Source organism: Blastococcus sp. SYSU DS1024, assembly GCF_054050795.1.
In genome coordinates this window covers 12207-37633 of sequence record NZ_JBJHAA010000001.1, presented here as the reverse complement: position 1 = coordinate 37633, position 25427 = coordinate 12207, and the positions used below count along the sequence as shown (strand labels likewise).

Here is a 25427-nt window from a genome sequence, read left to right as displayed (position 1 = left end):
AACTCCTGCACGGTTCGTGCACGAAACGTGCTCTCGCAGGCGAGGAAGGCGCGTTTCGTGCACGAACGGTGCCCTCGCCCGGCGGTCGCGGGGACTTCCGGCCGCCGGAGGGGGTAGGGCCTGCGGATGCAGCTCGCCGCGCACCGCGCAGGATCCGGACCGCCGCTCGTCCTCGTGCACGGTCTCGGGGGCTCGTGGCGCTCGTGGGAGACGGTCCTCCCGGCGCTGTCGGCCGAGCGCACCGTGGTCGCCGTCGACCTCCCGGGCTTCGCGGGGGACACCCCGCCCCTGCCCGATCCGTCGATGACCGCGCTCACCGACTCGCTGCAGGAGTGGCTGGTCGCGGAGGGGCTGACCGGGGCGCCGCTGGTCGGCAGCTCGATGGGCGCGCGGATGGTGCTGGAGCTGGGTCGCCGGGGGATCGGCGGGGACGGCGTCGCCCTCGACCCCGGTGGCTTCTGGACCGAGCGGGAGTCCGCCGTCTTCCGCACCAGCATCGCCGCGTCGGTGGGCCTGCTGCGCCGCATCCGCCCGGTGCTGCCCGCGCTGCTGGGCAACCCGGCCGGCCGGACCGCCCTGCTGGCGCAGTTCTCCGCCCGCCCCTGGGCCCTGGACGCCGACGTCGTCCGCACCGAGCTCGAGGGCTACGTCGCCTCGCCGTCCTTCGACGCGGTGCTCGACGACCTGGCCCGTGGTCCGACGCAGCAGGGTGCGCCGGCCGGCACGCTGCCCGGGCGGCTGACGATCGGCTGGGGGCGGCGCGACCGGGTGACGCTGGCCCGCCAGGCGGCCCGGGCGGTCGAGGCGTTCCCCGACGCCGAGCTGTACTGGTTCGAGGGGTCGGGGCACTTCCCGCAGTGGGACCGGCCCGAGGAGACCGTCCGGCTGGTCCTCGACCGCACCAGCGGCGGCGTCAGTCCAGCCTGATCGGCATCAGCAGGCTGACGTCCTCGGTCCGACCGGGCCGGCGGAGCACCAGCGGGGCGATCGGGCCGTCGAGGTCGAGGACCAGCTGCCCGGCGTCCTCGGCGTCCAGCGCCTCCAGCAGGAACTCCCGGTTCACCCCCAGCTCGACGCCGCCGAGGCTGAGCACGGCGGCGGTCTCCTCGATGCCGTCCTCCGGGCGCCGGACCGTCCGGGTGGGCGCGGCGGCGAGTTCGCCGCGGAACCGGGCGACGTCGATCTCCACCTGGGCGCTGCCCGATCCACGCAGGACCCGCCGGTAGTCGGGGAAGTCGGCATCCACCCGGGGCGCCCGCAGCGAGCGCTCGCCGAGGTCGACCGCGACGTCGTCCCCCTCCACCCGCACCGTCGCCGGGCCGAGCGCCGTCGTCCCGAGGAGCTCGTCGACGAGGGAGATCGGGAGGATGGCGCTGCCCTGCGGGCCGGTGACGTCGGCGGCGATGGTGCGGACCGCCAGCCGGTAGCGGTCGGAGGCCACGACGCGGACGGCGTCGTCGGCGACGTCGAGCAGCACGCCGGTGAGCATGGGCAGCCCGGGGTCGGTGCCGACCGCGAAGCGGACGGCGCGCAGGGCGTCGAGCAGGGCGGCGGTCGTGGTGCTGATGCTGGTCATCGGGCTCTCCTGGGCCAGTAGGGATCGGGCGTGGAAGAGCTCCCGCCGGGCGTCGGCCAGCCCGTCCTCGAGGCGCCGCAGGTGCGCCTCGAGGACGCCGTCGACGACGGCCCGCTCCTCCCGGTGCTCGACCACCCGGCGGATCTCGGCGAGCGGCATGCCCACCCGCCGCAGCCGGGCCACGAGCCGGGCGACGACGACCTGGTCGTCGCTGTACCAGCGGTAGCCGCTCCACGGGTCCACGTGCGCCGGCACGAGCACCCCGGCGCCGTCGTAGAACCGCAGCGCGCTCACCGTCAGCCCGGACTCCCGGGCCAGCCGGCCGATGCCCCGCAGGTGTTCCTCCACGCCGCTCACCGTCGGGCCTCGACCGGGTCGAGGGTCAAGGGTCAGTCCCCGTTCCGGGCGGCCGCCTCGGTCGGGCGGACGGACTCCAGCGACCGGCGGACGGCGCCGGCGATGTTCCCGGCGTCGAGCAGGTCGTCGTCGGTGGTGGCCCGGGCGCGGCGCAGCTCGGTGGTGAACTCGGCCAGCGCGGCATCGGCCCGGCGGATGGCCTCGGGGTCGGCCGTCGCGCCGCCGACCGAGCGGAGCACGTCCGCCAGGGCGGCCAGGGCCCGGGATGCCGGAGGTCGCAGCCGCGGCCCCAGCGGGACCGTCTCCTGGTCGGCGAGCTCGGTCTCGGCGATCAGCTGGGTGAGGTCCTCGACGAGCAGCGTCAGGCGCTCGAGCGCCCGGGCCTGCCGGTACTGACGGTCGGCCGCCTCCCGGTACCGGGTCGCGCGGCGGTTGCCCCGGCGCGCCTCGTCGGTCTGCCGGACGGCGTCGCGCATGTGGGCCAGCAGCGGGTCGAGCGTGCGGATCCGGCCGCGCCACTCGTCCTGCGTGGGTGGGTGCTCCTGCCGCAACCCGTCGACCAGGTCGTCCAGTTGCCCGGCGAGGGCGTCCCGCAGGGTCGCGAGCGACTGTTCCGCCGGTGTCAGGGGAAGCGGCGGGAAGGCGGCGGTCACGGCGACGCCCACGAGCGCCCCCATGAAGGTGAGCCCGAGGTAGCCGAGCACGTACGCCGTCGTGTTCTCGTTGCCGAAGAGCAGGATGAACAACGCGGCCGTGGACAGCCAGCTGCTGGCGCTGCCCAGCCGCTCCCACCCGGAGAGCACGACGCTGACGGCGATGACGACGGCGAGGGTGACCAGCCGCTGGCCGATCAGCACGTCGCCGACCAGGGCGACCCCGGCACCCAGCGCGATGGCGGCGACCGTCTGCACCGACGAGCGGACCGAGCCGGCCAGGGTGGACGCGGTGGTGGCGATGACCGCGCCGAGCGGGGCGTAGTACGGGTAGTCCGAGAGGGGGCCGGGGACCAGGAGGGCCAGCCACCAGGCGAGCGTGGCCGCGACGGCGGCTCGCACCGCCAGGCCGATCCGGGGGTGCCGGGCCCAGGTGCGGCGCGCCGCCCCCCACCAGGAGCGGCGGTGCCCGGACCCGTCGCCGGACCGGGAGCTGGAGTGCTGCATCACCGTCCCGTCCGTCGCCGGGAGGTCGTCCTCCCGGACCTGGCATTGCACCACGGCGGGCGGGGACGCGCTGCCGCGGCCGAGCTCGTGGTCAGCCCGTGGGCGCGGCCTCGTCGGCGTGCGCGACGTGGGCCAGCTCGCGCCAGATGAGCGCGAGGATCACCGCCGAGCCGACGAAGGCGAACCAGAACGGTCCGGTGATCCCCCAGACGAAGGCGTGCGCGCCGAAGACGAACAGGATCGTCGCCGCGACCCACGGGACCGTGGTCAGCGCCAGGCCCAGGTGCGTGAGGGTCTCGATGACCAGCCCGACGCGCATGAGCAGGGCGAGGCCGGCGCGCCGGGCCAGCCAGTCGTAGGACGCGGTGCCGAGCAGTCCACCCACCGCCGTCACCGTCGTCAGGAGCCCGAACCCGATCGCGCCCATGCCCAGCGTCTCGGTCGCGTAGAGCACCAGCACCGACCACGCGGCGCCGTAGGTGACGTTGAAGGTGACGATCGTGATCGTCAGCGTGCGCACCGGGCCGTTGCCCCACGCCAGCGCAGCCCCTCGACGATCTCCCGGCGGACGTGCCGCTCCCCCGGCGCGCGGGGGAGCGGGGGCAGGGCCATGCGCACGAGCAGCAGCGCGCCGAGCGCCACGCAGACCCCCTGCACCAGGAACGGCCAGGCCGAGCCCGCCGCGAACAGCACGGCGCCCAGGGCAGGACCGGCCATCTGGTTCATGGTCAGCGCACCGGCCATCATCCGGGCGTTGCCGACGCCGAGGTCGGCGCGGTCGACGACCATGGGCAGCAGCGTCCCGGAGGTGGTGTCGGCGAAGACCTCGGCGGTGCCCAGCAGGAACATCGCGGTGAGGACCACCGCGATACCCGCTCGGCCGGTGACGAGGGCGAGCGTCAGGACGCCGAGGACGACGGCGCGCGCCACGTCGACGGCGATCACCAGCAGCCGGCGGTCCACCCGGTCGGCGAGCGCCCCGGCGTAGAGGCCGAACAGCAGCCAGGGCAGCCGCTGCAGCAGGGCGGCGAGCGCGACGAGGAACGGGTCGCTGGTCTGCGACGCCACCAGCAGGGGCCCGGCCGCCAGCGCGATGCCGTCACCGAGGTTGGTCACCCAGGAGGAGCCGACCAGCCAGCGGAACGACGTCCCCAGGCGGGCCGGGAGCACTGCCTCGACGACCCGCCCCACAGGGAGGACACCCTAGGCGTGCCCTCGGCTGCCGGCGACGCGTTTCCGGGCGCTCGGCGGTGGTCCGCGCCCGTGGCGCTCCGGGTCGGTCCTGGGATGTCACGGCAGGCGCAGGACGCGGGCCTCCCAGGGGCGCAGCTCGGCGGGGTCGTCATCGCCCATGTTGCCCAGCACCAGCTCGGCGGCCGGCGCCTCGGGCAGCAGCTCGGCCAACCGGTACGGCGTCCGCGACATGTTGCAGACGACGAGCAGTTCCACGCCGGCCAGCGAGCGGGTGAACGCGTACACGTCCTCGTGGTCGGGCAGCAGCATCGTGAAGTCGCCCAGGGCGACGACGTCGTCGGTGTGCCGCAGCGCGATGAGCCGCCGGTAGTGGGCGAGCACCGAGGCGTCGTCGTCCCGCTGCGCCGCCACGTTCCAGTCCACGTGGTCGGGGTTCACCGCCAGCCACGGCGTCCCGGAGGTGAAGCCGGCGTGCGGCGAGGCGTCCCACTGCACCGGCGTGCGGGCGTTGTCCCGGCTCATGCACCGCAGCGCGGCCAGCACCTCCGCCGGGTCGTGGCCGGCGGAGACGGCGTGCACGTGGTGGTTGAGCGACTCGACGTCGACGAACTCCTCCAGCGAGGTGAACGGGTAGTTCGCCATCCCGATCTCCTGGCCCTGGTAGACGTACGGCGTCCCCCGGTGCAGGTGCAGCAGCGTGGCGAGGCAGGTCGCCGAGTCGCGGCGGTACCGCGGCGAGTCGTCGCCGAAGCGGGAGACCGCGCGCGGCTGGTCGTGGTTGTCCCAGTAGAGGGAGTTCCACCCCACCTCGGCCAGCCCCGCCTGCCAGCGGCCGAACGAGGCCTTGAGGTCGCGCATCCGCAGCGGGTGGATGTCCCACTTCGACGTCCCGTGGTCCAGCCCCACGTGCTCGAACTGGAAGACCATGTCCACCTCGGCGCGGGCCGGGTCGGTGAACAGCCGGGCCTGCTCGACGGTCACCCCCGGCATCTCGCCGACGGTGAGCAGCGCCCCGTCCCGACCGGCGAACACCTCGCGGTGCATCTCCTGCAGGAACTCGTGGATGCGCGGGCCGCACAGGTAGGAGGCCGAGCCGTCACCCAGCGACGAGCCGGGCAGCGGCGGCCCGTCGTGCAGCTCGCCGGCCGGGCCGACGTCCTTGCTGATCATGTTGATGACGTCCATGCGGAAGCCGTCGACCCCGCGGTCGAGCCACCACCGCATCATCTCGTACACCGCCTGCCGGACCTCCGGGTTCTCCCAGTTGAGGTCGGGCTGCCGGCGGTCGAACAGGTGCAGGTAGTACTCGCCGCTGGCCTCGTCGAGCTCCCAGGTCGGGCCGGAGAAGAACGACTGCCAGTTCGTCGGCTCCGCGCCCGGGGCGCCGGCCGCCATGCCGGGCCGCGGCGGCCGCCACCAGTACCAGTCCCGCTTGGGGGAGTCCTTCGACGACCGCGACTCCAGGAACCACGGGTGCTGGTCGCTGGTGTGGTTGACCACCAGGTCCATCACCAGCTTCATCCCGCGGGCGTGGAGCGCCTCGATCAGCTCGTCGAGCTGCTCCAGCGTGCCGAACAGCGGATCGATGTCGCGGTAGTCGCTGATGTCGTAGCCGTTGTCGGCCTGCGGCGAGGGGCAGACCGGCGAGAGCCAGAGGACGTCGACGCCGAGGTCGGCCAGGTGGTCGACGTGCAGCAGGATGCCGCCGAGGTCACCGATCCCGTCGCCGTCGGAGTCGGCGAACGAGCGCGGGTAGACCTGGTAGACGACGGCACGGGTCCACCACGGGGGCTGCTCGACGGGCATGCGCCCAGCCCAGCACGCCGGGCGGCCCGCCGCACGGTCAGGGCACCGGGAACCCGTGGTGCACGGCCTCCACGTTGTTGCCGTCGGGATCCCGGAAGAAGACGCCGTAGTAGCCCGGGTGGTACTCGGGCCACTCCCGCGGCTCGTGCAGGATCTCCGCGCCCGCCGCCCGGGCCGCCGCGAACACCTCGTCGACGGCCGCGCGCGAGGGTGCCGCCAGCGCCAGGTGGGCCGGGCGGTGGCCGGTGTCCTCGGCGGGGCTCGTCCACAGCTGCGGCTGCCCGTCGGGCCCGCACAGCCCGATCACCGGCCCGTTCGGGGTGTCGATCCGCATCGCCTCGCGGACGCCGCAGGTCGCGAAGACACGCTGGTAGAAGGCGGCCGCCGCCTCGGCGTCGGCGCACTGCAGACCCAGGTGGTCGATCATGCCCCCCGACCGTAGCGGCGCGGGCCCGCTCAGGTGCCGATCCGTCGCGCCGTCCGCGAACTGGGTGGGGATCCGTCGCACCCGTCGGCCAGGATGGGCCCCGACCCCGGGAGGTGACCTGTGCTGCTGCCCCGCGCCCTGGCGCCGCTCCGGCATGCCTCCTACCGGTTGCTCGCGGCCGCGATGGCGCTGTCCCTGCTCACCCAGGGGCTGTGGGCGATCGCCATGGTCTGGCAGGTCGTCGGCCTCGACGGTGGCCCGGGGGCGTTGTCCCTGGTCGCCGCGCTCAGCTCCGGCGGCATGCTGGTGACGACGCTGCTCGGCGGGGCGCTGGCCGACCGGGTGCCCCAGCGGCGGCTGCTGCTGCTCGTCGCGCTCCTGCAGGGGGGCGCGGTCTCGGTGGCGGCCGCGCTGTCGCTCACCGGCGTGCTCGAGCTGTGGCAGCTGGCGCTGGTCTCGCTCGTCGACGGCGTCGCCCTGGGGATGTTCTACCCCGCCTACTCGGCGCTGGTGCCCGCCATCGTGCCCGCGGAGGACCTGCTCGCGGTCAACGGGCTGGAGGGCGCGGTCCGCCCCGTGCTGGGCCAGGCGGCCGGGCCCGCGGCGGCCGGCTTCCTCGTCGCCGCGTACTCGCCGGGGGCGGCGCTGGCGGCCACCGCCGCGGCGGCCTTCCTCGCCGCCGCCTGCCTGTGGGCCCTGCCCAGCACCCCCGTGCGCCGCCGTCCGCCGGGCGACGGCGAGCCGCCGCCCGGCCTGCTCGCCGACGTCCGCGAGGGCGTGCGGTACATGGTCGCCACCCCGTGGCTGCTCGCGACGCTGCTGTTCGCCGCCTTCATGCTGCTGGCCTTCATCGGCCCGTTCGAGGTGCTCGTCCCGTTCGCCATCGCCGACGCCGGCGGCGGGGCCCGCCAGCACGCCTGGGTGCTGGTCGCCTTCGGCTTCGGCGGGGCGCTGGGCTCGTTGCTGGTCGCCTCCTGGCGGCTGCCGCGCCGCTACCTCACGGTGATGACCCTGCTGTGGGGGCTGGGGTGCATCCCGCTCGTCGCGTTCGGCTTCACCACCGACCTCGTGGTCATGCTCGCCGCGGCGGCCGTGGTCGGCGGCACCTCGCAGGCCGGCATGGTCATCTGGGGCACGCTGCTGCAGCGCCGGGTGCCGGCCGAGCTGCTGGGGCGGGTCTCCAGCCTCGACTTCTTCGTCTCGCTGAGCCTCATGCCGCTGTCGATGGCGCTCGCGGCGCCGCTGGCCGAGCTGGTCGGGCGGTCCGGTGCCTTCCTGGTGGCGGGTCTGGCCCCGCCGGTCTTCGCCGTCGTCGCCATCTGGGCCGCGCGCCTCCCCGCCGACGAGATCGCCCACCCCCTCGACGCCGGGGCCCCTGCGGTCGCGGAGGAGCCGCCCGTGCCACCCGCTGCTTGGATGGGTGACGACGACGCCGGGAGAGACCCGGCGCGGGAGGGAGAACCGTGGCTGAGCTGACCCGACCGGACGTCGAGCCGCCCACCGGGCCGGCGCCCGACGACCTGGTGATCGAGGACCTCGTCGTCGGCGACGGCGCCGAGGCGAAGGCCGGCGATCTGGTGAGCTGCCACTACGTCGGCGTGACCCACGAGGGCGGCGAGCAGTTCGACGCCTCCTGGGACCGCGGCGACCCGCTGGAGTTCCGGGTGGGCGTCGGCATGGTCATCCAGGGCTGGGACGAGGGGATCGTCGGCATGAAGGTCGGCGGCCGCCGCCGGCTGACCATCCCGCCGCACAAGGCCTACGGCGACCGCGGCGCCGGCGGCGTCATCAAGCCCGGCGCCACGCTCGTCTTCGTGGTGGACCTGGTCGGGATCCGCTAGCCGCCGGGACGGAATGGTTGAAGAGGCAACGACGTTGGGCCGGGCATGCAGGTAGAGGTCTGGTCCGACGTCGTCTGTCCGTGGTGCTACATCGGCAAGCGCCGGCTGGAGGCCGCGCTCGAGCAGTTCCCGCACCGGGACCAGGTCGAGGTCGTGTGGCGCTCCTTCCAGCTCGACCCCTCGGCGCCGGAGGGCGAGGTGCACCCGACGCTGCCGGCGCTGGCCCGCAAGTACGGCACCAGCGTCGAGCAGATGCGGGCGAACATGGCCCAGGTCGAGCAGGTCGCGGCCGGTGAGGGGCTGGAGTACCACCTGACCGATGCCGTCAGCGGCAACACCCTCCTGGCGCACGAGCTGCTGCACCTGGCCGCCGAGCGGGGCAAGCGCAACGAGCTCAAGGAGCTCCTGCTGCACGCCTACTTCGAGGAGGGGCGCCCGGTCTTCGACGTCGACTCGCTCGTGCCCCTCGCGACCCAGGTGGGCCTGGACGAGGCCGAGGTCCGCGCCGCGCTGACCGACCACCGGTACCGGGACGCCGTCCGCCAGGACGCCGCCACCGCGCAGTCGCTGGGCGCCACCGGGGTGCCGTTCTTCGTCGTCGACCGGAAGTACGGGGCCGCCGGCGCCCAGCCGGCCGAGCTGCTGCTGCAGGTGCTGGAGCGGGCCTGGGCCGATGCCCACCCGCTGATCACCGTCCCGGCCGCCGAGGGCTGCACCGACGACAGCTGCGCCGTCTAACCCAGCAGCTGCGCGACCCGCCGCAGCGCCTGCTCGGCGTCGGCGGTGAGGTCGCGGACGACGTCGGCCGCCGAGCGCTCCGCCGTCACCAGGCCCACCGACTCCCCGGCGTAGACCGGTGCCTGCTCCAGGTCGTCGGTCGCCCGGGCGTCGGCCACCCGCTCCGCGGCGGCGTCGTCCCGGGCGAGCTCGGCCTCCCGGCCGTGCCAGGTGCGGGAGAACTCGTTCGCCAGCGCGCGGCCCGGCCAGCGCTCCGGCCACGGCAGCCGCTGGGCGACGTCGAAGGCACGGGTGAGCACGGTGTCCTCCCCGGCCGCGGCGCGCACGCGAGCGCGGGCGGCGGGGGAGTTGAGCCCCTCCGGGCAGGAGAGCAGGGGCGTGCCGATCCAGACGCCGGCCGCCCCCGCTGCCAGCACCGCGGCGGCGCCCGCGCCGGTGGCGATCCCGCCGGCCGCGAGCACCGGGCGGTCGCTGAGCGCGAGCACCTCCTGCAGCAGCGGGAGGGTGGCCCGGTGCCCGGTGTGCCCGCCGGCCTCGCTGCCCTGCGCCACCACGACGTCGACCCCGGCGGCCAGCGCGCGGTGCACGTCGGCCACGGTGTTGACCTGCGTGGCGACGGCGATCCCGGCGTCGTGCAGCCGTGGGACCCAGGGCGCCGGGTCGCCGAAGGACACCGAGACCAGGTCGGGCTGCGCCTCGATCGTCGCGTCGAGCAGTTCGGGGCGGTCGCCGAGCGCCCAGGCCATCAGCCCGACGCCGAAGGGGAGCCCGTCGGTGCGCGGGATCGCGCACTGCGCGGTGAGGAACTCCGCGGGCGTCGTGCTGCCGACGCCGATCATGCCGAGCCCGCCGCCGAGGGACACCGCCCGCGCGAGCGCGCCCCCGGCCACACCGGCCATGGGGGCGCCGACGACGGGCGCGGTGAGACCGAACCGGCGGGTCAGCGAGGTGGTGAGCACGCGCCCATCGTCTCGCCGACCCACCGCGGCGTCACTGGGTGGCCGGCCCCCCTTGCTCGGTGCCCTGCAGGCGGCCCAGGAACTCGTGGCAGCGGCGCGCGCGCTGGGAGTCCTGCTCCATGACCTCGCGGAAGAACGCCGCGACGTCGTCCAGGCCCGCGTTCTCGGCGTCCCGGACGTACTGGCCGTAGTCGTGCCCGGCCTTGAGCGAGTGGTACTGGACGGAGACGAGGTCGTAGTAGACGTCCTCGAAGCCGGTCTCACCGGTGGCCATCGGTCCTCCTCGGTTCAGGGTGGGTCGGACGACCCCGCCATACCCGGGCGGACCGGTTCGTCACACGGTCAGGCCGGCGGGGTCTCGCCGAACGCGCCGCCGGTGACGTCGCTGCCGCCCGCCTCGTCCGCCAGGTTCTGGCTGGTGGGCAGCTCGTCCTCGCCGGTCGACGTCGCGTCGTCCTCGGTCGAGGCCAGGTCGGCGCCCTCGCCGTAGGCGCCCGGGTCGGCCTGCAGGGTGCGGGGGTCGTTGAGCGCGTCGGGGGTGTCGGGGTCGGTGACGGTCATGGACGCCTCCTTTCCCGGGGTGCCGCGACCCAACCCCTCGGCCGATGCGTAACCCACGTGTTACACATCTCGCGTGGAGGCGTTGCAGGCGCTGGCGGACCCGACCCGGCGGGAGCTGGTCGCGCTGCTGGCCCGCGGCGAGCGGACCGCGGGAGAGCTGGCGGCACCGTTCCGGGTGAGCCGCCCGGCGATCAGCAGGCACCTGCGGGTGCTGCGCGAGGCCGGGCTGGTCCGCGTGCGTGCCGACGGGCGCGAGCGCCGCTACTCGCTGGACCCGCGGCCGCTGCGGGAGATCGACGACTGGCTCGAGCCCTACCGCGACCTGTGGGCGCAGCGGCTGGATGCCCTGGACACCGAGATCGCCCGCGGCCGGCGGGCGCGCAGGAACGGAGAACCGACATGACCCCACCCGACAGCGACCTCGGGACCCGGCGCGGCGTCGTCACCACCGAGCCGGACGGCCGGCAGCGGCTGGAGTTCCGGCGCAGCTGGCCCGATCCCATCGACGACGTCTGGGCGGCGCTCACCGAGCCCGACCGCCTCGCCCGCTGGATCGGCAGCTACGACGGCGAGCGGCGGCCCGGTGGCACGGGCACCTTCACGATGACCCACGAGGACGAGCCGGTCGGGGAACCGATGACGATCGTCGAGTGCGACCCGCCGCGGCGGCTGGTCGTCGAGTGGGTGCAGGAGCAGGAGGGCTCCGGCGTGTGGCGGATCGACCTGGACCTGTTCGTCGAGGGCGAGCGGACCGTCCTCCGCTTCGTCCAGTTCTTCGCCGGCGGCGTCGAGGTCACCGACTTCGCGATGGGCTGGCACTGGTACCTCGACAAGCTCGACGGCGAGCTGGGCGGCCCGCCCGCGGCCGCGGACTGGGCCGGCTTCGCCGCCGAGGTCGGCCCGGCCTACGGCCGCGCGGCGGAGGCCTGATCCACCACCTGCACCGGGTCCGGGCCGGTCCACGGGCCCAGCCGGCCGAGGAACCGGTCGCGCGAGGCCAGCCGCGGCCCGGCCTGCACGGGATAGGCGTCGTAGGTGCCGGTGAGCGCGCGGGCGGCGTGGACGGCGAAGTTCGGGTCGTCCTGGGCCTCCCGGGCTATCGCCACCAGGTCCGCCGCGCCGCCGGCGACGATCGCCTCCGCCTGCCGGGCGTCCACGACCAGCCCGACGGCCATGGTCGGCAGGTCGGCCCCGGCGCGGACGGTGGCCGCGTAGGGCACCTGGTAGCCGTAGCCGAGCGGGTGCTCCCAGCCCCCGCCGATGCCGCCGCCGGAGACGTCGACGGCGTCCACCCCGCGGGCGCGCAGCTCCCGGGCGAAGGCCACGGTGTCCTCGACGGTCAGCCCGTCCCCCGAGCCGTCGACGGCGGAGACCCGGACCAGCAGCGGCCTGCCCGCCGGCCAGGCGGCGCGCACCGCGTCGACCACCTCGAGCGGGAACCGCATCCGGCCCTCGCGCGAGCCGCCGTACCCGTCGTCGCGCCGGTTGGTGAGCGGGGAGAGGAACTGGTGCAGCAGGTAGCCGTGCGCGGCGTGCACCTCCACGACGTCGAACCCCGCGGCCTCGGCCCGCCGGGCGGCGGCGACGAACGCGTCGCGCACCTCCGCGAGCTCCGCCTCGGTCAGCGCGTGCGGCACCGGCCACCCGTCCCCGGCCGGCACGGCGGACGCCGAGACCGTCGGCCACGGGGCCTCCCCCGGGTGGGCGTCGTCCAGGGTCACCGGCCCCGAGCCGTCCCACGGCCGCCGGCTGCTGGCCTTGGCGCCGGCGTGCGCCAGCTGGATGCCGGCGGCCGCGCCCTCGGCGTGCAGGAAGTCCACCACCCGGGCCAGACCGGGCACGTGCTCGTCGGACCACAGGCCGACGTCGCCGTGGCTGATCCGTCCCTCCGGCGTGACGGCCGTGGCCTCCACGACCACCAGCCCGAAGCCCCCCAGGGCGAACCGGCCGAGGTGCACGAGGTGGTAGTCGCCGACCCGGCCGTCGGTCACCGAGTACTGGCACATCGGCGCAACGGCGAGGCGGTTGCGTAGCGTCACATCACGGAGACGGAGTGGCGAGAAAAGCACGGGGGAGCCCACGAAGTGTGGCGAACACCGCCCCTGAGCAGCCTGTTCCGAGCTGAGCGGTAGACGTCCTATACGTAACATTTGTCTCGTTACGGGCGCATCTCGGCGCTTGTACGCTGACCCGATCCGTACGGCCGCTCCGCGGCCGCGGCTCGAAGGGCACCACCGTCGGGACGGAAGTCCGCCCCGGCGACGCAGAGGATGGAGACGCCGTGACCACCGTGGCCACCCCAGGTCTGGAGAACGCCCCCACGACGCACGCCCGGCTGCTGGCCTGGGTGCGCGAGATGGCGGAGCTGACGACGCCGGACCAGGTGGTCTGGGTCGACGGCAGCGACGAGGAGTGGGAGCGGCTCACCCGGAAGCTCGTCGACGCGGGCACCTTCACGCCGCTGGAGAAGAAGCCCAACTCGTTCTGGTGCGCGTCGGACCCCAGCGACGTCGCGCGCGTCGAGGACCGCACCTTCATCTGCTCGGTCGACGAGGCCGACGCGGGGCCCACCAACAACTGGATGGCCCCCGACGAGATGAAGTCGATCATGACCGAGCTGTACCGCGGGTGCATGCGCGGCCGGACGATGTACGTCATCCCGTTCTGCATGGGCCCGGTCGAGGCCGAGAATCCGATGTTCGGCGTCGAGCTCACCGACTCCGAGTACGTCGTCGTCTCGATGCGGGTCATGGCGCGCATCGGCAGCCGCATCCTCGAGGCGATGGGCTCCGACCGGCCGTTCGTGCCGGCGATGCACTCCCTCGGCGCCCCGCTGGAGCCCGGCCAGGCCGACGTGCCGTGGCCGTGCAGCGACACCAAGTACATCGTGCACTTCCCCGAGGAGCGGGCCATCTGGTCCTACGGCTCCGGCTACGGCGGCAACGCGCTGCTGGGCAAGAAGTGCTACTCGCTCCGGATCGCCTCGGTCATGGCCCGCGACGAGGGCTGGCTGGCCGAGCACATGCTGATCCTCAAGCTCACCAACCCGCAGCAGAAGACCTACTACATCGCCGCCGCCTTCCCCTCGGCCTGCGGGAAGACCAACCTGGCGATGCTGGAGCCGACCATCCCCGGCTGGAAGGTCGAGACCCTGGGCGACGACATCGCCTGGATGCGCTTCGGCGAGGACGGGCGCCTCTACGCGCTGAACCCCGAGTACGGCCTCTTCGGCGTGGCGCCGGGCACCGGCTGGGACACCAACCCCAACGCCATGCGCACGATCGACAAGGGCAACTCGGTCTTCACCAACGTCGCCCTCACCGACGACGGCGACATCTGGTGGGAGGGGATGACCGACGAGCCGCCGGCCCACCTCACCGACTGGAAGGGCCGGGACTGGACGCCGGAGTCCGACGAGCTGTCCAGCCACCCGAACTCGCGGTTCTGCACCCCGATCACCCAGTGCCCGATCCTGGCGCCGGAGTACGACGACCCCAAGGGCGTGCCGATCTCGGCGATCCTCTTCGGTGGCCGCCGGAAGACCACCATCCCGCTGGTCACCGAGGCCCGGGACTGGAACCACGGCGTGTTCATGGGCGCGACGCTCTCCTCGGAGACCACCGCCGCCGCGACCGGCGCCGTCGGCGTCGTCCGCCGCGACCCGTTCGCCATGCTGCCGTTCATCGGCTACAACGCCGGTGACTACTTCGGCCACTGGGTCGAGACCGGCAAGCAGCACGACGCCAGCAAGCTGCCGAAGATCTTCTACGTCAACTGGTTCCGCCGGGACGCCGACGGCGGCTTCCTGTGGCCGGGCTTCGGCGAGAACAGCCGCGTGCTCAAGTGGGTCATCGAGCGCCTCGAGGGCACCGCGGCCGCCGTCGAGACGCCCGTCGGCCACGTGCCCACGCCGGACTCCCTCGACGTGTCGGGCCTGGACATGACCACCGAGCAGGTCGAGCAGGCCCTGGCGGTCAAGCCCGAGGAATGGCGGGAGGAGATCCCGCAGATCACCGAGTGGTTCGAGAAGTTCGGCGAGAAGCTGCCCAGCACCATGTGGGACGAGCTGGAGATCCTCAAGAGCCGCCTCGCCTGACGAAGACCACGTCGCGAAGGGCCCGGACCGCAGCCGCGGTCCGGGCCCTTCGTCGTCCCCGCGCCCGCCCGGCCCCGCCCCGGGCCCGCCACGATCAGGGAACCTGATCATCGGGTGTCCTCCCTCACGGTGGGCGGTGAGGGAGGACGCTCCACGATCAGGGTCCCTGATCATCGCCGGGGCGGGTGGGGCGCCACAGGTTGCCGTCGCGGCGCGCTCGGCCACGGTCGGTTAGCGTGGCGGAGCCCCTTCCCGCTCTCGGAGGCATCCTCGCCCGTGGCGAATCCGTACCTGCAGGTTCTCAGGACACCGCATGCCCTGCCCATGGTCCTGTCCGCCTTCATCGGCCGGTTGCCGCTGTCGATGGTGGGGCTGGGCAGCGTCCTGCTGGTGGCGTCGGAGACCGGCTCCTACGGCCTGGGCGGCGCGGTCGCCGCGGTGGGCGCGGTGACGACGGCCATCGCCGGTCCGCTGCTCGGCCGCTGGGCCGACACCCACGGTCAGCGACGGGTCCTGCTGCCGGTGCTGGTCGTCTTCGTCCTCGCCGGCCTGCTCTTCCTCTTCTCGGTGCGCGAGGACTGGCCCCGGTGGATCATGTTCGTCTCCGCCGGGCTGGCCGGGGCCTGCATCCCGCCGGTCTCCTCGATGATCCGCGTCCGCTGGACCCATCTCCTGCGCGGCAGCCACCGGCTGCCGACGGCGCTGGCCATGGAGTCCGTCGTCGACGAGTTCGTCTTCATCATCGGCCCGGTGCTGGTCACGTTCCTGTCGACCACGGGCCACGCGACCTCCGGCGTGGTCACGGCGTTCACCCTCGCCACCGTCGGCAGCCTGCTGTTCGCCGCGCAGCGCCGCACCGAGCCCGAGCCGTACGGGCACGCCAGTCGGCAGGGCCCCTCGGCGATCCGGACCACGGGCCTGCGCGTGCTCTTCGTGGTCGGCGCGGCGGTGGGGGCGATCCTCGGCACCCTGGAGATCGCGCTGGTGGCGTTCGCCGACGAGCGGGGCGCCATGTCGATGTCCGGCGTCCTCATCGCGGGGCTGGCGCTCGGCTCGATGGCCAGCGGCATCGGCTGGGGGATGGTCCACTGGCGCATCCCGCTGCGGCGGCGGCTGGTCGTCGCCCTCGCGGTGCTGACCGTGCTCGTCATCCCGCTGACGCTGGTCCAGGACATCTGGCTGATGGTCCCGTTCGTCATCGTCGCCGGCGTCGCGGTCTCGCCGTCGCTGATCAGCTCCTTCACCCTCGCCGAACTGCTGGTGCCGCGCGCCGCGGTCACCGAGGCGTTCACCTGGATCGGCACCGCCCTGGGCCTGGGCGTGGCCCTCGGGGCGTCGGTTGCGGGCAAGCTCGTCGACGTGGCGGGCGCGAACACGGCGTTCCTGGTGGCCATCGTCGCGGCCGCGGTGGCGGCCGTCGTCGTCGCGACCTTCCAGCGGCTGCTGCACGTGCCCGCCGAGCACGTCGCCGAGCCCGCGCTCGCCGGCTGACCGGGCCGGAGCGCGGAGCCACGGCGGGCGCGCCCGCGGGGCCGGCCTCCCGGGCCGCTCCATCCGAACCGGCCACTGGGCTTGGTGACGCAGGCCACGTGTACTACGGTTCCACGTCATTGGCCTAATGGTCCGACCACGTCCGCGGGAGCAACCTGCGCCGCGGCCGGTCCGGCGGGCGTCCGGGGCCCGGAGTGGAGAGAGGCAACATGCTGTCCGAGGCGATCAGTGGCCTGACCCAGGTCTTCCAGCCGCTTCCGCTGGCGCTCATGCTGCTCGGTGTCGCCATCGGGTTCGTGGTCGGCATCCTCCCAGGCCTCGGTGGTGCCGTCACGCTGGCGCTGATGCTCCCGTTCACCTTCGACATGCAGCCGGTCGAGGCCTTCGCCTTCCTGCTGGGCATGTGGGTGGTGACCTCGACGACCGGGGACATCACCTCGGTCCTCTTCGGGGTGCCCGGGGAGGCGACCTCGGCCGCCACCGTGCTGGACGGGCACCCGATGACCAAGCGGGGCGAGGGCGGTCGCGCGCTGGGAGCGGTGCTGTTCAGCTCGGCGCTGGGTGCCGTCTTCGGGGCCCTGGTCCTGGCCCTGGCAATCCCGGTGATCCGCCCGGTCGTGCTGGCCTTCGCGCCCCCGGAGTTCTTCGCCTTGACGATGCTGGGCCTGACGTTCGTCGTCGCGCTGTCGGGCAAGCACCTGCTCAAGGGCTTCATCATGGCGGCCTTCGGCCTGCTCGTCGCGCTCGTCGGGCTGGACCCGCAGGAGGGCACCCAGCGCTACACCTTCGAGCAGCTCTACCTATGGGACGGCATCGGCATCGTCCCCCTGGTCGTGGGCCTCTTCGGTGGCGCCGAGGTGCTCCAGCTGATGCTCAGCAAGCGCAGCATCGCCCGCGCGGAGCCCGGTGGCGCGCCGCAGGCCTCCCTCAGCGGAGTGGGTCAGGGCATGCGCGACGTCCTGCGCCACTGGCCGCTGGTCATCCGCTCCAGCGCGATCGGCACCGGCGTGGGGATCGTCCCGGGCCTGGGCGGCTCGGTGGCCCAGTTCATGGCCTACGGCGCCGCGCAGCAGAGCTCGAAGAGGCCCGAGATGTTCGGCAAGGGGGCCGTGGAGGGCGTCATCGCCTCCGGGGCTGTGAACAACGCCAAGGACAGCGGATCGCTCATCCCGACGATCGGCTTCGGCATCCCCGGCGGTGCGGGCAGCGCCGTGCTGCTGTCGGCCTTCCTCATCGTAGGTCTCAACCCCGGCCAGGAGATGTTGACGACGAACCTCGACGTCACCTTCTCGATGATCTGGGTGACCGTCCTGGCGAACTTCGTCGCGGTGGCGGCGGCGTTCCTGGTCCTCAAGCCGCTGACCCGGTTGACGTTCATCTCCGGTCCGCTGCTCGTCCCCTTCCTGCTGCTCCTGCTGGCGCTGGGCGCCTACACCGCCAGCAACAACTTCGCCGACGTGCTCGTCATGATCGTCGCCGCGATCGTGGGGGTCGTCTGCATCCGGTACGACTGGCCCCGGGTGCCCTTCCTGCTCGCCGTGGTCCTGGGCGCGCTCGCCGAGCGGTACCTCTTCCTCTCGTACTCGTTGTTCGAGTGGTCCTGGCTCACCCGGCCGATCGTCCTGGGCATCGCCGCCGTCATGGTGCTGGCGATCGTCGGGCCGATCGTGCGCCGTGCGCGGGTGCGCGGACGCGTGCAGACCCCCGACCAGAAGAGCGACGTGTCGGCGTGACCGCCGCAGACTCGAGGCACACGGCCTCGCCCGCCCCGACCGAGGAGATCGGCATGGCAGTCCCCGAGCAGCACGTGTCGCCGAGACCGTCGACCGGGGCCGTGGCCGACGTCGTCCTCAGCCTGCTGATGGTGGCGGTGTTCGGCTGGGCCCTGCTCGAAGCCGCCGACTGGTCGTTCAAGGCCGCGCTCTTCCCGCGCATCGTCACGGGGCTCGGGTGCGCCTTCGCGATCCTCCAGCTCGTGCAGTCCCTGCTTCGGCTCGGACGTGGCCGCCGCGCCGCCGGGAAGCCGGCCCCGCCCACCAGCCCGGCGGGTCCCATCGCGCCGGTGCCGCTGGTCACGCCCGCGGAGGCCGTGCCGCAGGCGGCCGGCACCACCACGGAGGACGACGCGAACGAGGACGACGTCGAGTACGTCTTCCAGACCGCGGGTGCCCGGCGCTGGACCGAGGCCGTCGCCTGGCTGACCGGGTTCTTCGTGCTGCTCTACGTGGCCGGCCTGTTCGTGACGGCGCCACTGTTCTCCTTTCTCTACCTGCGCTTCGCCGGCCGGCGGTCGTGGCTCTTCTGCGGCGCCTACGCCGTCGTGGTCGGCGTCGTCCTCTACGTCGCCTTCGAGGTCGCGCTCGGCATCCCCGTGCCGCCCGGTCTCCTCCTGGACTGAACCACTCTCCGCACCTGCCCCCTCCCCGTCCCTGAGAGGAAATCCATGACCACTGCCCTGCCGTACCGGCGGAGCCTCCGGACCCTGGTGGCACTCGGCCTCGGCGCCGGTGTGCTCAGCGGTTGCTCGAGCGACTCCGATTCCTCGGCCTCCGGTGAGGGTGGTGACTGCGCCTCGCTCGAGGGGGAGACCATCACCATCGTCGTCCCCTACGAGCCCGGTGGCGGCTACGACTCCTACACCCGGCTCGTCGCGCCCTACCTCGAGGAGGAGATCGGGGCCACGATCGCGGTGCAGAACCAGCCCGGCGCCGGTGGGCTGCTGGCGCTCAACAGCCTGCTCGCCGAGGACGCCGACGGCACCAACCTCGCGATCATGAACGGTGTCGGTGCCGGCGGTTCGTCGATCGCCGGTGCGGAGGGTGCCACCTTCTCCCTCGACGACTTCACCTACGTCGGCCGGGTGGCCAGCGACCCGTCGCTGATCGTCACCAGCGCGACCGGCCCGTTCCAGACGTTCGACGACGTCCTGGCCGCGGATGAGTTCCGCTGGGGCTCCACCGGGCCAGGTGCCGAGGACTACGTCACCTCCTCGCTGATCAGCGCCGTCTTCGACATCCCCGGTGAGGTCGTCACCGGTTTCCCGGGCTCGGGTGAGACGGAGCTGGCCGTGGTCCAGGGCTCGATCGACGGGATGTCGGGCAACCTCACCAGCCGCCGCGGGGCGGTCGAGGACGGGACGCAGACCCCGGTGCTCGTCGTGGGCGAGGAGGCGCCGGACTGGCTGCCCGAGGACGTCCCGACCGTCGCCGAGCTGGACACGACCGAGGAGCAGGCCGGACTGCTCGACGCCCACCTGGCGCTCATCGAGCTCGGCCGTCCCTTCGTCGGCCCGCCCGGGATGGACGAGGCCGCGACGGAGTGCCTGCGCACCGCGATGGCCGCCGCGATGGAGAACCCTGAGCTGGTGGAGGAGTCGATCGAGCAGGAGCGCGAGCTGGCCTTCCTGCCGGGTGACGAGCTCGAGAGCCTCGTGCGGGAGCTCATGGATGCCCCCCCGGCCTACAGCGAGCTGCTGGCCACCCTGTACTGATCCGGGCGCGGCGGCAGGCGGTGCCCCAGGGCGCCGGCCTGCCGCCGTGCCGTCCCCGGCCGGCGGCCGGGGCGTCGTCGTCGGAGGAGTGGTCATGGACCCGCAGCCCGGGCGGCATTGCTGGGACGACGTCATCGGTGACGACGAGCGGCTGGTCGCGACCCGCTACCGGCCCCGGCCGCCCGGTCGACGTCCGGCGCTGCTGCTGATCGACTGCTATCGCAAGGTGTTCGGGGACCGGCCGCAGCCGCTCGCCGAGGCGATCGAGGAGTTCCCCTCGTCCTGCGGGCTGGCCGGGTGGTCGGCGCTGCCGCACCTGGAGGCGTTGCTGGCGGCGGGCCGGGCGGCGGGGGTGCCCGTGCTGCACACCACCGGTGACGCCCGCGAGGGCGTTCCGGGGGGCGGGGTCACCCAGCGGGCCCCGGTGGGGGCGGACGACGCCTCGGGTCTCGCGTTCGTCGAACCACTGCGCCCCCGCGACGGCGAGATCGTCGTGCGGAAGAGCCGGGCGAGCGCATTCTTCGGCACACCGCTGTCCACCTGGCTACGCGAGCTGGACGTGGACACGCTGGTGGTGGCGGGGGAGACGACGAGCGGGTGCGTGCGGGCCACCGCGGTCGACGCCTACTCCGCCGGCTACCGGGTGGTCGTGGTCGAGGAGGCGACCTTCGACCGCAGCCCGATGTCGCACAAGATGAGCCTGTTCGACCTGAGCCTCAAGTACGCGTCGGTGGTGCACACCGACCGCGCGCTGCAGGTCCTGGGCGCCGGCCAGGACTGACCGGTCCGGCGCCCCGGGACGTGGCTGTCAGCGGGCGCTGACGAACTCGCGCAGGGCCGCGCGGCGGGCCGACGTGCCGTGCGCGCCGTCGTAGGCCCGCGCCGAGCCGAGGGAACGCGCCACGACAGCGGCGGTCGACGCGCCCGCTGCGCGCAGTCGCGCCAGGAACGACCAGTCCGGCGTCCCGATGAGGCCGGTTACCTGGGGCTGCGCCCCGGTGGTGCTCGTCAACGTGTGCTCCTTCTGTGCCCGACCATTTGCTCACGTCAATGGTAGGACCAACACAATGCGACAAGCGGCTGCGCGCACGTGAGTGTGCTCACGCGTTCAACCACAACCATTACCTGGGTCACACATCAGGGCCGGAATGGCTGCAAATTGTGGTGCGGGACTCACCCGGCCCCGGTGGCGGTCGTCAGCACCCGCGCCGGATCCGCCGGGGCGCTCTCACCGGTCCAGGCCACGAACTGGTCGGGGCGGACCAGGATCAGCCGCGCTCCGTAGTCCGCGAGCTCGCCGGCGAGAGCGTCGCGGAGGACCGTCAGCGGCACGCCGAGGGATCGGGCGGCGTCCTCGAAGCCGGACACGGCGTCGTCGTCCACGTCGAGGGCCAGGAGGGTGAACCCGGCGCCGAGCTCCTCGAACACCCCTCGCCCCGAGCCGAGTCGCCGCGGTGGCAGGTGGTGTCCCGGCCGGGCCTGGAAGGTGTGCTCCCCGTGGGCGCTGCTCACTCCGCCGGGCGGGCCGAACACCACGGGCGAGCCCTCGTAGTTCGGCTCGAAGCTCCGCAGCCGGCGACCGAAACCGCGGGCCGCCTCCTCGAAAGCGCGAGCGAACTCCTCCGGGTCGTCCTCGGGGCGGTACTTCTCCAGCATGGCCCGGTCGTCCCGGATCCAGCCGCCGATGATGTCCTCGCCGACGTCGCGGAAGACCGGCTGCCGCTCCAGGCTGTAGGACTCCAGCAGCGCGTCGCCGCCCCAACCGTGCAGCGCGGCGGCGAGCTTCCAGCCCAGGTTGGCGGCGTCCTCGAGGCCGTTGTTGAGCCCGAAGCCCCCGTACGGCGGGTGGGTGTGCGCCGCGTCCCCGGCGATGAACGCGCGGCCGGCGCGGTAGCGGTGGGCCACCTGCACGCGCAGGTCCCAGAAGCCGACGTGGTCGATCTCGAGTGCGAAGGGGAAGCCGGCCGCCCGGTGCAGCAGGTCGACGATCTCCGGACCGTCGGCGGTGGTGCCCGGGGGGACGGGTGCGTGGAAGAAGAACTCGGCACCGACGTCGACCCGGCCGAAGAACATCCAGTAGCCCTTGAGATCGGGGTGCATCACGCGGTAGGTGGAGCGGTCGGGGAACCGCCTCAGCGCCTCGTGCAGCTCCGGCGAGCGGAAGACCACCAGCGCGACCAGCTCGTCCCAGTCGGTCCCGCTGCGCTCGATGTCCGCCTGCTCGCGGACGACGGAGTGGCCGCCGTCGCAGCCGACCACGTAGTCGGCCTCGAGCACCTCGGTCTTCCCGTCGTGCACCACGGTCACCCGCACGCCGTCGTCGTCCTGCTCGAGCTCTGTCGCCCGCCAGCCCAGGCGCAGCTCGACACCCGGCACCTCGGCCAGCCGGTGGCGCAGGACCTCCTCGGTGCGGTACTGGGGGAGTCGCTCGTTGGCCTGGGCGTAGTAGTCCTGGACCAGTTCGCGCGCCGGGGGAGCGCTCCAGAAATCGCCGAGCAGGTTGTCGTAGACGGTGACCTGGCCGATGGGGTGCCCCTCCGGCATGGTTCGGGCGGCGCGCAGCCGGTCGGCGACGCCCCAGCGCGCGGCGTGCTCCATCGTCCGCTGCGACAGCCCCTGCCCCTTCGGGACGGCGGACAGCGCGGTCCGTCGCTCGACGACCACGCAGCGGACGCCGCGCAGGCCGAGGTCGAGCGCCAGGCCCACCCCGACCGGGCCGCCGCCGACGATGATCACCTGGGGTCGCTCGGTCATGCCGTCCTCCGTCGTGGCGGTGTCATGGGCGAATGATTAGACCATGGCCCCGCTCCCGGGATGGGGCCGCGAGTGGCCTTTGACACACCCGGAGGCTGGTCTTATGGTCCTACCGATTGCGGTCGGTGGCTCGTGCGCCGTGCCGTTCCGGAGAGCCCACCGTCGACCAGGGAGGCCCCATGGCCAAGGACGCCATCGTCAACGAGAGCCTCGCGGCGAAGTTCGCCACCGAGAAGGACTCGCCGTACACCCGATGGGTGGCCGACGAGGGCCTGGACATCATCGCAGCGCACTACGTGCCGGACCTCAAGACCGTCGAGCTCAAGGACTGGGCCCGCCGTGGGGGCCGGGGCGTCTTCATCAACCACGAGGCCAGCCGCACCTCGAACGACTGCTACGTCGCCGAGATCCCGGCCGGCGGTCAGCTCGCGCCGCAGCGGCAGCTGTTCGAGGAGATGATCCTGGTCCTCTCCGGGCACGGCTCCACGAAGGTGTGGAACGACGCCGGCGCCGAGGTGACCTTCGAGTGGGGCCCGGGTGCGCTGTTCGCCATCCCGCTCAACGCCAACCACCAGCACTTCAACGCCTCGGGCACCGAGGTGGCGCGCTTCGTCGCCTCGACGAACGCGCCGGGCATCATCAACCTCTACGACGACATCGATTTCGTCTTCGGCACCGCCCACGACTTCCCGAAGCGCTTCAACGGTGAGCCGGACTACTTCGCGCCCAAGGGGGAGCAGAAGGGCCTGCTGCTCGACACCAACTTCGTGGCCGACTCGATCAACCTGCCGCTGATCGAGGCCAAGGAGCGCGGCGCCGGCGGCGGGCACATCCGCTTCAACATGGCCCGGGGCTCCATGAACAGCCACATCTCGCAGTTCCCGACCGCCACGTACAAGAAGGGCCACCGGCACGGCCCGGGCGCTCACGTGATCATCCTGTCGGGCGAGGGCTACAGCCTGATGTGGCCCGAGGGCGAGGAGCCTCGGCGTTACGAGTGGCAGGCCGGCAGCATGATCGTCCCGCCGAACATGTGGTACCACCAGCACTTCAACACCGGCACGGAGCCGGCCCGCTACCTCGCCTTCAAGCACGAGGTCGTGTCCATCCGCAACGCGCAGGGTGTGCCGAAGGCCTGGATCAGCCAGCGCATCGGCGGCGACCAGATCGACTACGCCGACGAGTCGTCGTACGTGCGGGAGACCTTCAAGGAGGCCCTGGCGAAGCACGGTCTCGAGCCGCAGATGGAGGCCGCGTACGAGCAGGAGAAGGAGAACCTGCCGCCGCTGCCGACGGCCTGATCGCCTCCCCCGCCCACTCCGACGTGCGGTCCGCCCTCCGTAGGCGGGCCGCACGTCGTCGTCTACACCCACTCCGGAGCGCCACGTGACGCACACGCACACCCACTCCGCCGAGCCGGTCTACGGCCGTGAGCACGCCGAGCCGCAGACGGTGTACTCGCCGCACACGCCCGACCACGACCACGACCACGACACCGACGACCTGCCCCTCGAGGACAACCCGATCTGGCAGCAGGACAACGTCACGCTGCACAGCGTGGGGATGGACATCGGCTCCTCGGGCACGCAGGTGGTCTTCTCGCGGCTGCACCTGCGCCGCATCGGTGAGGACCTGACCAGCCGGTACATCGTGGTCCGCCGCGAGGCCGTGTACCGCTCGCCCGTGGCGCTGACCCCGTACGCCAGCGCCGAGCGCATCGACGCCGAGGCCCTGGGCACGATCATCGACCGCGCCTACGGCGAGGCCAGGATCGGCCCGGAGGACGTCGACACCGGTGTCGTGATCCTCACCGGGGAGGCGCTCCGCCGCCGCAACGCCGAGGCGATCGCCGGCATCCTCGCCGAGCGCGGCGGAGAACTGGTGACGGCCACGGCGGGGCACCACATGGAGGCGATGCTGGCCGGCTACGGCTCCGGCGCTGCCCGGACGTCCTACGAGACCGGCCGGAGGATCCTCAACGTCGACATCGGGGGTGGCACGACGAAGCTGTCCGTGCTCGACCGCGGCCGGGTGGTCGCCACCGCGGCGGTCCACATCGGCGGACGGCTGCAGGTCGTCGACGAGGCGGGAGTCATCGTTCGGCTGGAACCGGCCGGCCGCGCCCATGCCGCGCGCGCGGGCTTCTCCTGGGCCCTGGGCGACGTGGTCGCTCGCGAGGACGTCGACCGGGTGGCCGAGGGCATGGCCGACGCGCTGGTCGCCGCGCTCGGGGAGGGGCCCCCGCCGGACGTGGCAGCGCTGTACCTGACCGATCCGCTCCCCGACGTCGGTCGGATCGACGGTGTGGTGTTCTCCGGAGGCGTGGCCGAGTACGTCTACGGACGCGAGAGCGCGTCGTTCGGTGACCTCGGACGACCACTGGGGGAGGCGGTCCGACGCCGTGTCGATGCCGGAGCGCTGCCGTACCCGCTGCTGCCTGCCGGTGAGTGCATCCGTGCCACTGCGCTCGGGGCGTCGGAGTACAGCGTCCAGCTCAGCGGCAACACCGGATGGATCTCCGACCCCGATGCCATGCTTCCGCGGCGCAACCTGCAGGTGGTGCACCCGGTGCACGAGCTCGGGGAGACCGTGGACGCGGACGCGGTGGCCGCGGCGGTCCGCCGGCACCTCGTCACCCTCGACGCCGCCGACCAGGACGTCGTGCTCGCGATGTCCTGGTCGGGCCTGCCGAGCTACGGCCGGGTGGCCGCCTTCGCCCGCGGCGTGCGCGACGGGCTGGCCGAACGCATCGCCGCCGGGAGGCCGGTGTACGTCGTGCTCGACGGGGACGTGGCGATGACCGTCGGTCGACTGCTCCAGCGAGAGCTCGGGGTGACCGTGGACGTGCTGGTCGTCGATGGTCTCGCCCTGCGGGACTTCGACTACGTCGACATCGGGCGGTTGCGCTACCCGTCGAGGACGGTCCCGGTCACCATCAAGTCGCTGGTGTTCGGCGAGGAGCCGGGGAGCTGAGAGC

General features: G+C 73.2%; 26 protein-coding genes. 14 read left to right on the top strand and 12 right to left on the bottom strand.

The features are described from left to right. Positions 1–126: 126 nt before the first annotated feature. A complete protein-coding gene (locus ACI79S_RS00200; protein ID WP_456591423.1) occupies positions 127–927 on the top strand; it encodes an alpha/beta fold hydrolase in 801 nt (266 codons plus the stop codon). Here ACI79S_RS00200 and ACI79S_RS00195 read toward each other — a convergent pair. From ACI79S_RS00195 to ACI79S_RS00170, 6 genes are all read right to left on the bottom strand, one after another. Then, positions 914–1924, bottom strand: coding sequence for a DNA polymerase III subunit beta family protein (locus ACI79S_RS00195; protein ID WP_456591422.1), 1011 nt, complete (start codon positions 1922–1924; stop codon positions 914–916). The genes ACI79S_RS00200 and ACI79S_RS00195 overlap by 14 nt on opposite strands. A 41-nt stretch (positions 1925–1965) precedes the next feature. Next, the gene (locus tag ACI79S_RS00190; RefSeq protein ID WP_456591421.1) at positions 1966–3093 is read right to left on the bottom strand and encodes an FUSC family protein; all 1128 of its coding nucleotides are present in this window, start codon (positions 3091–3093) and stop codon (positions 1966–1968) included. Between the two features lie 91 nt (positions 3094–3184). After that, positions 3185–3613 carry a hypothetical protein gene (locus tag ACI79S_RS00185; RefSeq protein WP_456591420.1) on the bottom strand — a complete coding sequence of 143 codons (429 nt, stop codon included), beginning with the start codon at positions 3611–3613 and terminating at the stop codon, positions 3185–3187. After that, on the bottom strand, positions 3601–4284 hold the full coding sequence (locus ACI79S_RS00180) for an MFS transporter (protein ID WP_456591419.1): 684 nt from the start codon (positions 4282–4284) through the stop codon (positions 3601–3603). Before ACI79S_RS00180 ends, ACI79S_RS00185 begins: the two co-directional genes overlap by 13 nt. A gap of 99 nt (positions 4285–4383) precedes the next feature. Continuing rightward, complete coding sequence (locus tag ACI79S_RS00175) at positions 4384–6093, bottom strand: glycoside hydrolase family 13 protein (protein WP_456591418.1); 1710 nt, start codon at positions 6091–6093, stop codon at positions 4384–4386. A 37-nt stretch (positions 6094–6130) separates the two neighbouring features. Beyond that, the gene (locus tag ACI79S_RS00170; RefSeq protein WP_456591417.1) at positions 6131–6520 is read right to left on the bottom strand and encodes a VOC family protein; all 390 of its coding nucleotides are present in this window, start codon (positions 6518–6520) and stop codon (positions 6131–6133) included. Positions 6521–6640: 120 nt separating this feature from the next. On the opposite strand from ACI79S_RS00170, the gene ACI79S_RS00165 reads away from it, so the two are divergent. From ACI79S_RS00165 to ACI79S_RS00155, 3 genes are read left to right on the top strand one after another with little or no spacing between them, the layout of a single operon-like run. Next, on the top strand, positions 6641–7996 hold the full coding sequence (locus ACI79S_RS00165; RefSeq protein ID WP_456591416.1) for an MFS transporter: 1356 nt from the start codon (positions 6641–6643) through the stop codon (positions 7994–7996). Further along, positions 7984–8361: an FKBP-type peptidyl-prolyl cis-trans isomerase gene (locus tag ACI79S_RS00160; protein WP_456591415.1), complete on the top strand. Its 378-nt coding sequence runs from the start codon at positions 7984–7986 to the stop codon at positions 8359–8361. The genes ACI79S_RS00165 and ACI79S_RS00160 overlap by 13 nt, the downstream gene beginning before the upstream one ends. A gap of 45 nt (positions 8362–8406) precedes the next feature. After that, positions 8407–9099 (top strand): DsbA family oxidoreductase, encoded by a 693-nt coding sequence (locus ACI79S_RS00155; RefSeq protein WP_456591414.1) that lies wholly within the window; start codon positions 8407–8409, stop codon positions 9097–9099. Here ACI79S_RS00155 and ACI79S_RS00150 read toward each other — a convergent pair. From ACI79S_RS00150 to ACI79S_RS00140, 3 genes are all read right to left on the bottom strand, one after another. After that, positions 9096–10058 carry an NAD(P)H-dependent flavin oxidoreductase gene (locus ACI79S_RS00150; RefSeq protein WP_456591413.1) on the bottom strand — a complete coding sequence of 321 codons (963 nt, stop codon included), beginning with the start codon at positions 10056–10058 and terminating at the stop codon, positions 9096–9098. The two genes, ACI79S_RS00155 and ACI79S_RS00150, sit on opposite strands and share 4 nt — an antisense overlap. Before the next feature lie 31 nt (positions 10059–10089). Then, positions 10090–10332, bottom strand: coding sequence for an acyl carrier protein (locus ACI79S_RS00145; RefSeq protein ID WP_456591412.1), 243 nt, complete (start codon positions 10330–10332; stop codon positions 10090–10092). Positions 10333–10400: 68 nt separating this feature from the next. Further along, positions 10401–10619, bottom strand: coding sequence for a hypothetical protein (locus ACI79S_RS00140; RefSeq protein WP_456591411.1), 219 nt, complete (start codon positions 10617–10619; stop codon positions 10401–10403). A gap of 73 nt (positions 10620–10692) precedes the next feature. On the opposite strand from ACI79S_RS00140, the gene ACI79S_RS00135 reads away from it, so the two are divergent. Then, positions 10693–11022, top strand: coding sequence for an ArsR/SmtB family transcription factor (locus ACI79S_RS00135; protein WP_456591410.1), 330 nt, complete (start codon positions 10693–10695; stop codon positions 11020–11022). Further along, a complete protein-coding gene (locus ACI79S_RS00130) occupies positions 11019–11549 on the top strand; it encodes an SRPBCC family protein (protein WP_456591409.1) in 531 nt (176 codons plus the stop codon). The genes ACI79S_RS00135 and ACI79S_RS00130 overlap by 4 nt, the downstream gene beginning before the upstream one ends. Here ACI79S_RS00130 and ACI79S_RS00125 read toward each other — a convergent pair. Beyond that, positions 11525–12688 carry an NADH:flavin oxidoreductase/NADH oxidase gene (locus ACI79S_RS00125; RefSeq protein WP_456591408.1) on the bottom strand — a complete coding sequence of 388 codons (1164 nt, stop codon included), beginning with the start codon at positions 12686–12688 and terminating at the stop codon, positions 11525–11527. The two genes, ACI79S_RS00130 and ACI79S_RS00125, sit on opposite strands and share 25 nt — an antisense overlap. 212 nt (positions 12689–12900) lie before the next feature. Between ACI79S_RS00125 and ACI79S_RS00120 the strand changes: the two genes are divergently transcribed. The 6 genes from ACI79S_RS00120 (at position 12901) to ACI79S_RS00095 (ending at position 20477) form a co-directional block, all read left to right on the top strand. Beyond that, the gene (locus ACI79S_RS00120) at positions 12901–14715 is read left to right on the top strand and encodes a phosphoenolpyruvate carboxykinase (GTP) (protein ID WP_456591407.1); all 1815 of its coding nucleotides are present in this window, start codon (positions 12901–12903) and stop codon (positions 14713–14715) included. A gap of 324 nt (positions 14716–15039) precedes the next feature. Then, entirely contained in the window at positions 15040–16206 is a 1167-nt protein-coding gene (locus tag ACI79S_RS00115; RefSeq protein WP_456591406.1) for an MFS transporter, read from the top strand. A gap of 209 nt (positions 16207–16415) precedes the next feature. Next, positions 16416–17939, top strand: coding sequence for a tripartite tricarboxylate transporter permease (locus ACI79S_RS00110; protein WP_456591405.1), 1524 nt, complete (start codon positions 16416–16418; stop codon positions 17937–17939). A 53-nt stretch (positions 17940–17992) separates the two neighbouring features. After that, entirely contained in the window at positions 17993–18604 is a 612-nt protein-coding gene (locus tag ACI79S_RS00105; RefSeq protein WP_456591404.1) for a tripartite tricarboxylate transporter TctB family protein, read from the top strand. 45 nt (positions 18605–18649) lie between these two features. Then, positions 18650–19696, top strand: a complete 1047-nt coding sequence (locus tag ACI79S_RS00100) for a Bug family tripartite tricarboxylate transporter substrate binding protein (protein WP_456591403.1) — start codon at positions 18650–18652, stop codon at positions 19694–19696. A 94-nt stretch (positions 19697–19790) separates the two neighbouring features. Beyond that, a complete protein-coding gene (locus ACI79S_RS00095) occupies positions 19791–20477 on the top strand; it encodes an isochorismatase family protein (protein WP_456591402.1) in 687 nt (228 codons plus the stop codon). A 27-nt stretch (positions 20478–20504) separates the two neighbouring features. Here ACI79S_RS00095 and ACI79S_RS00090 read toward each other — a convergent pair whose 3' ends face one another. Continuing rightward, positions 20505–20708 (bottom strand): hypothetical protein, encoded by a 204-nt coding sequence (locus tag ACI79S_RS00090; protein ID WP_456591401.1) that lies wholly within the window; start codon positions 20706–20708, stop codon positions 20505–20507. Positions 20709–20869: 161 nt separating this feature from the next. Next, positions 20870–22450 (bottom strand): FAD-dependent monooxygenase, encoded by a 1581-nt coding sequence (locus ACI79S_RS00085; protein ID WP_456591400.1) that lies wholly within the window; start codon positions 22448–22450, stop codon positions 20870–20872. Between the two features lie 179 nt (positions 22451–22629). On the opposite strand from ACI79S_RS00085, the gene ACI79S_RS00080 reads away from it, so the two are divergent. Both ACI79S_RS00080 and ACI79S_RS00075 read left to right on the top strand, forming a co-directional pair. Continuing rightward, positions 22630–23751, top strand: a complete 1122-nt coding sequence (locus ACI79S_RS00080) for a hypothetical protein (RefSeq protein WP_456591399.1) — start codon at positions 22630–22632, stop codon at positions 23749–23751. Positions 23752–23836: 85 nt separating this feature from the next. After that, positions 23837–25423, top strand: coding sequence for an ethanolamine ammonia-lyase reactivating factor EutA (locus tag ACI79S_RS00075; protein ID WP_456591398.1), 1587 nt, complete (start codon positions 23837–23839; stop codon positions 25421–25423). Positions 25424–25427: the final 4 nt, after the last annotated feature.

Coding starts and splice junctions, on each gene's coding strand:
- ACI79S_RS00200 (WP_456591423.1), top strand. CDS start 127: ATGCAGCTCGCCGCGCACCGCGCAGGATCCGGACCGCCGCTCGTCCTC.
- ACI79S_RS00190 (WP_456591421.1), bottom strand. CDS start 3,093: ATGCAGCACTCCAGCTCCCGGTCCGGCGACGGGTCCGGGCACCGCCGC.
- ACI79S_RS00175 (WP_456591418.1), bottom strand. CDS start 6,093: ATGCCCGTCGAGCAGCCCCCGTGGTGGACCCGTGCCGTCGTCTACCAG.
- ACI79S_RS00170 (WP_456591417.1), bottom strand. CDS start 6,520: ATGATCGACCACCTGGGTCTGCAGTGCGCCGACGCCGAGGCGGCGGCC.
- ACI79S_RS00155 (WP_456591414.1), top strand. CDS start 8,407: ATGCAGGTAGAGGTCTGGTCCGACGTCGTCTGTCCGTGGTGCTACATC.
- ACI79S_RS00145 (WP_456591412.1), bottom strand. CDS start 10,332: ATGGCCACCGGTGAGACCGGCTTCGAGGACGTCTACTACGACCTCGTC.
- ACI79S_RS00140 (WP_456591411.1), bottom strand. CDS start 10,619: ATGACCGTCACCGACCCCGACACCCCCGACGCGCTCAACGACCCCCGC.
- ACI79S_RS00130 (WP_456591409.1), top strand. CDS start 11,019: ATGACCCCACCCGACAGCGACCTCGGGACCCGGCGCGGCGTCGTCACC.
- ACI79S_RS00115 (WP_456591406.1), top strand. CDS start 15,040: ATGGTCCTGTCCGCCTTCATCGGCCGGTTGCCGCTGTCGATGGTGGGG.
- ACI79S_RS00110 (WP_456591405.1), top strand. CDS start 16,416: ATGCTGTCCGAGGCGATCAGTGGCCTGACCCAGGTCTTCCAGCCGCTT.
- ACI79S_RS00105 (WP_456591404.1), top strand. CDS start 17,993: ATGGCAGTCCCCGAGCAGCACGTGTCGCCGAGACCGTCGACCGGGGCC.
- ACI79S_RS00100 (WP_456591403.1), top strand. CDS start 18,650: ATGACCACTGCCCTGCCGTACCGGCGGAGCCTCCGGACCCTGGTGGCA.
- ACI79S_RS00095 (WP_456591402.1), top strand. CDS start 19,791: ATGGACCCGCAGCCCGGGCGGCATTGCTGGGACGACGTCATCGGTGAC.
- ACI79S_RS00085 (WP_456591400.1), bottom strand. CDS start 22,450: ATGACCGAGCGACCCCAGGTGATCATCGTCGGCGGCGGCCCGGTCGGG.
- ACI79S_RS00080 (WP_456591399.1), top strand. CDS start 22,630: ATGGCCAAGGACGCCATCGTCAACGAGAGCCTCGCGGCGAAGTTCGCC.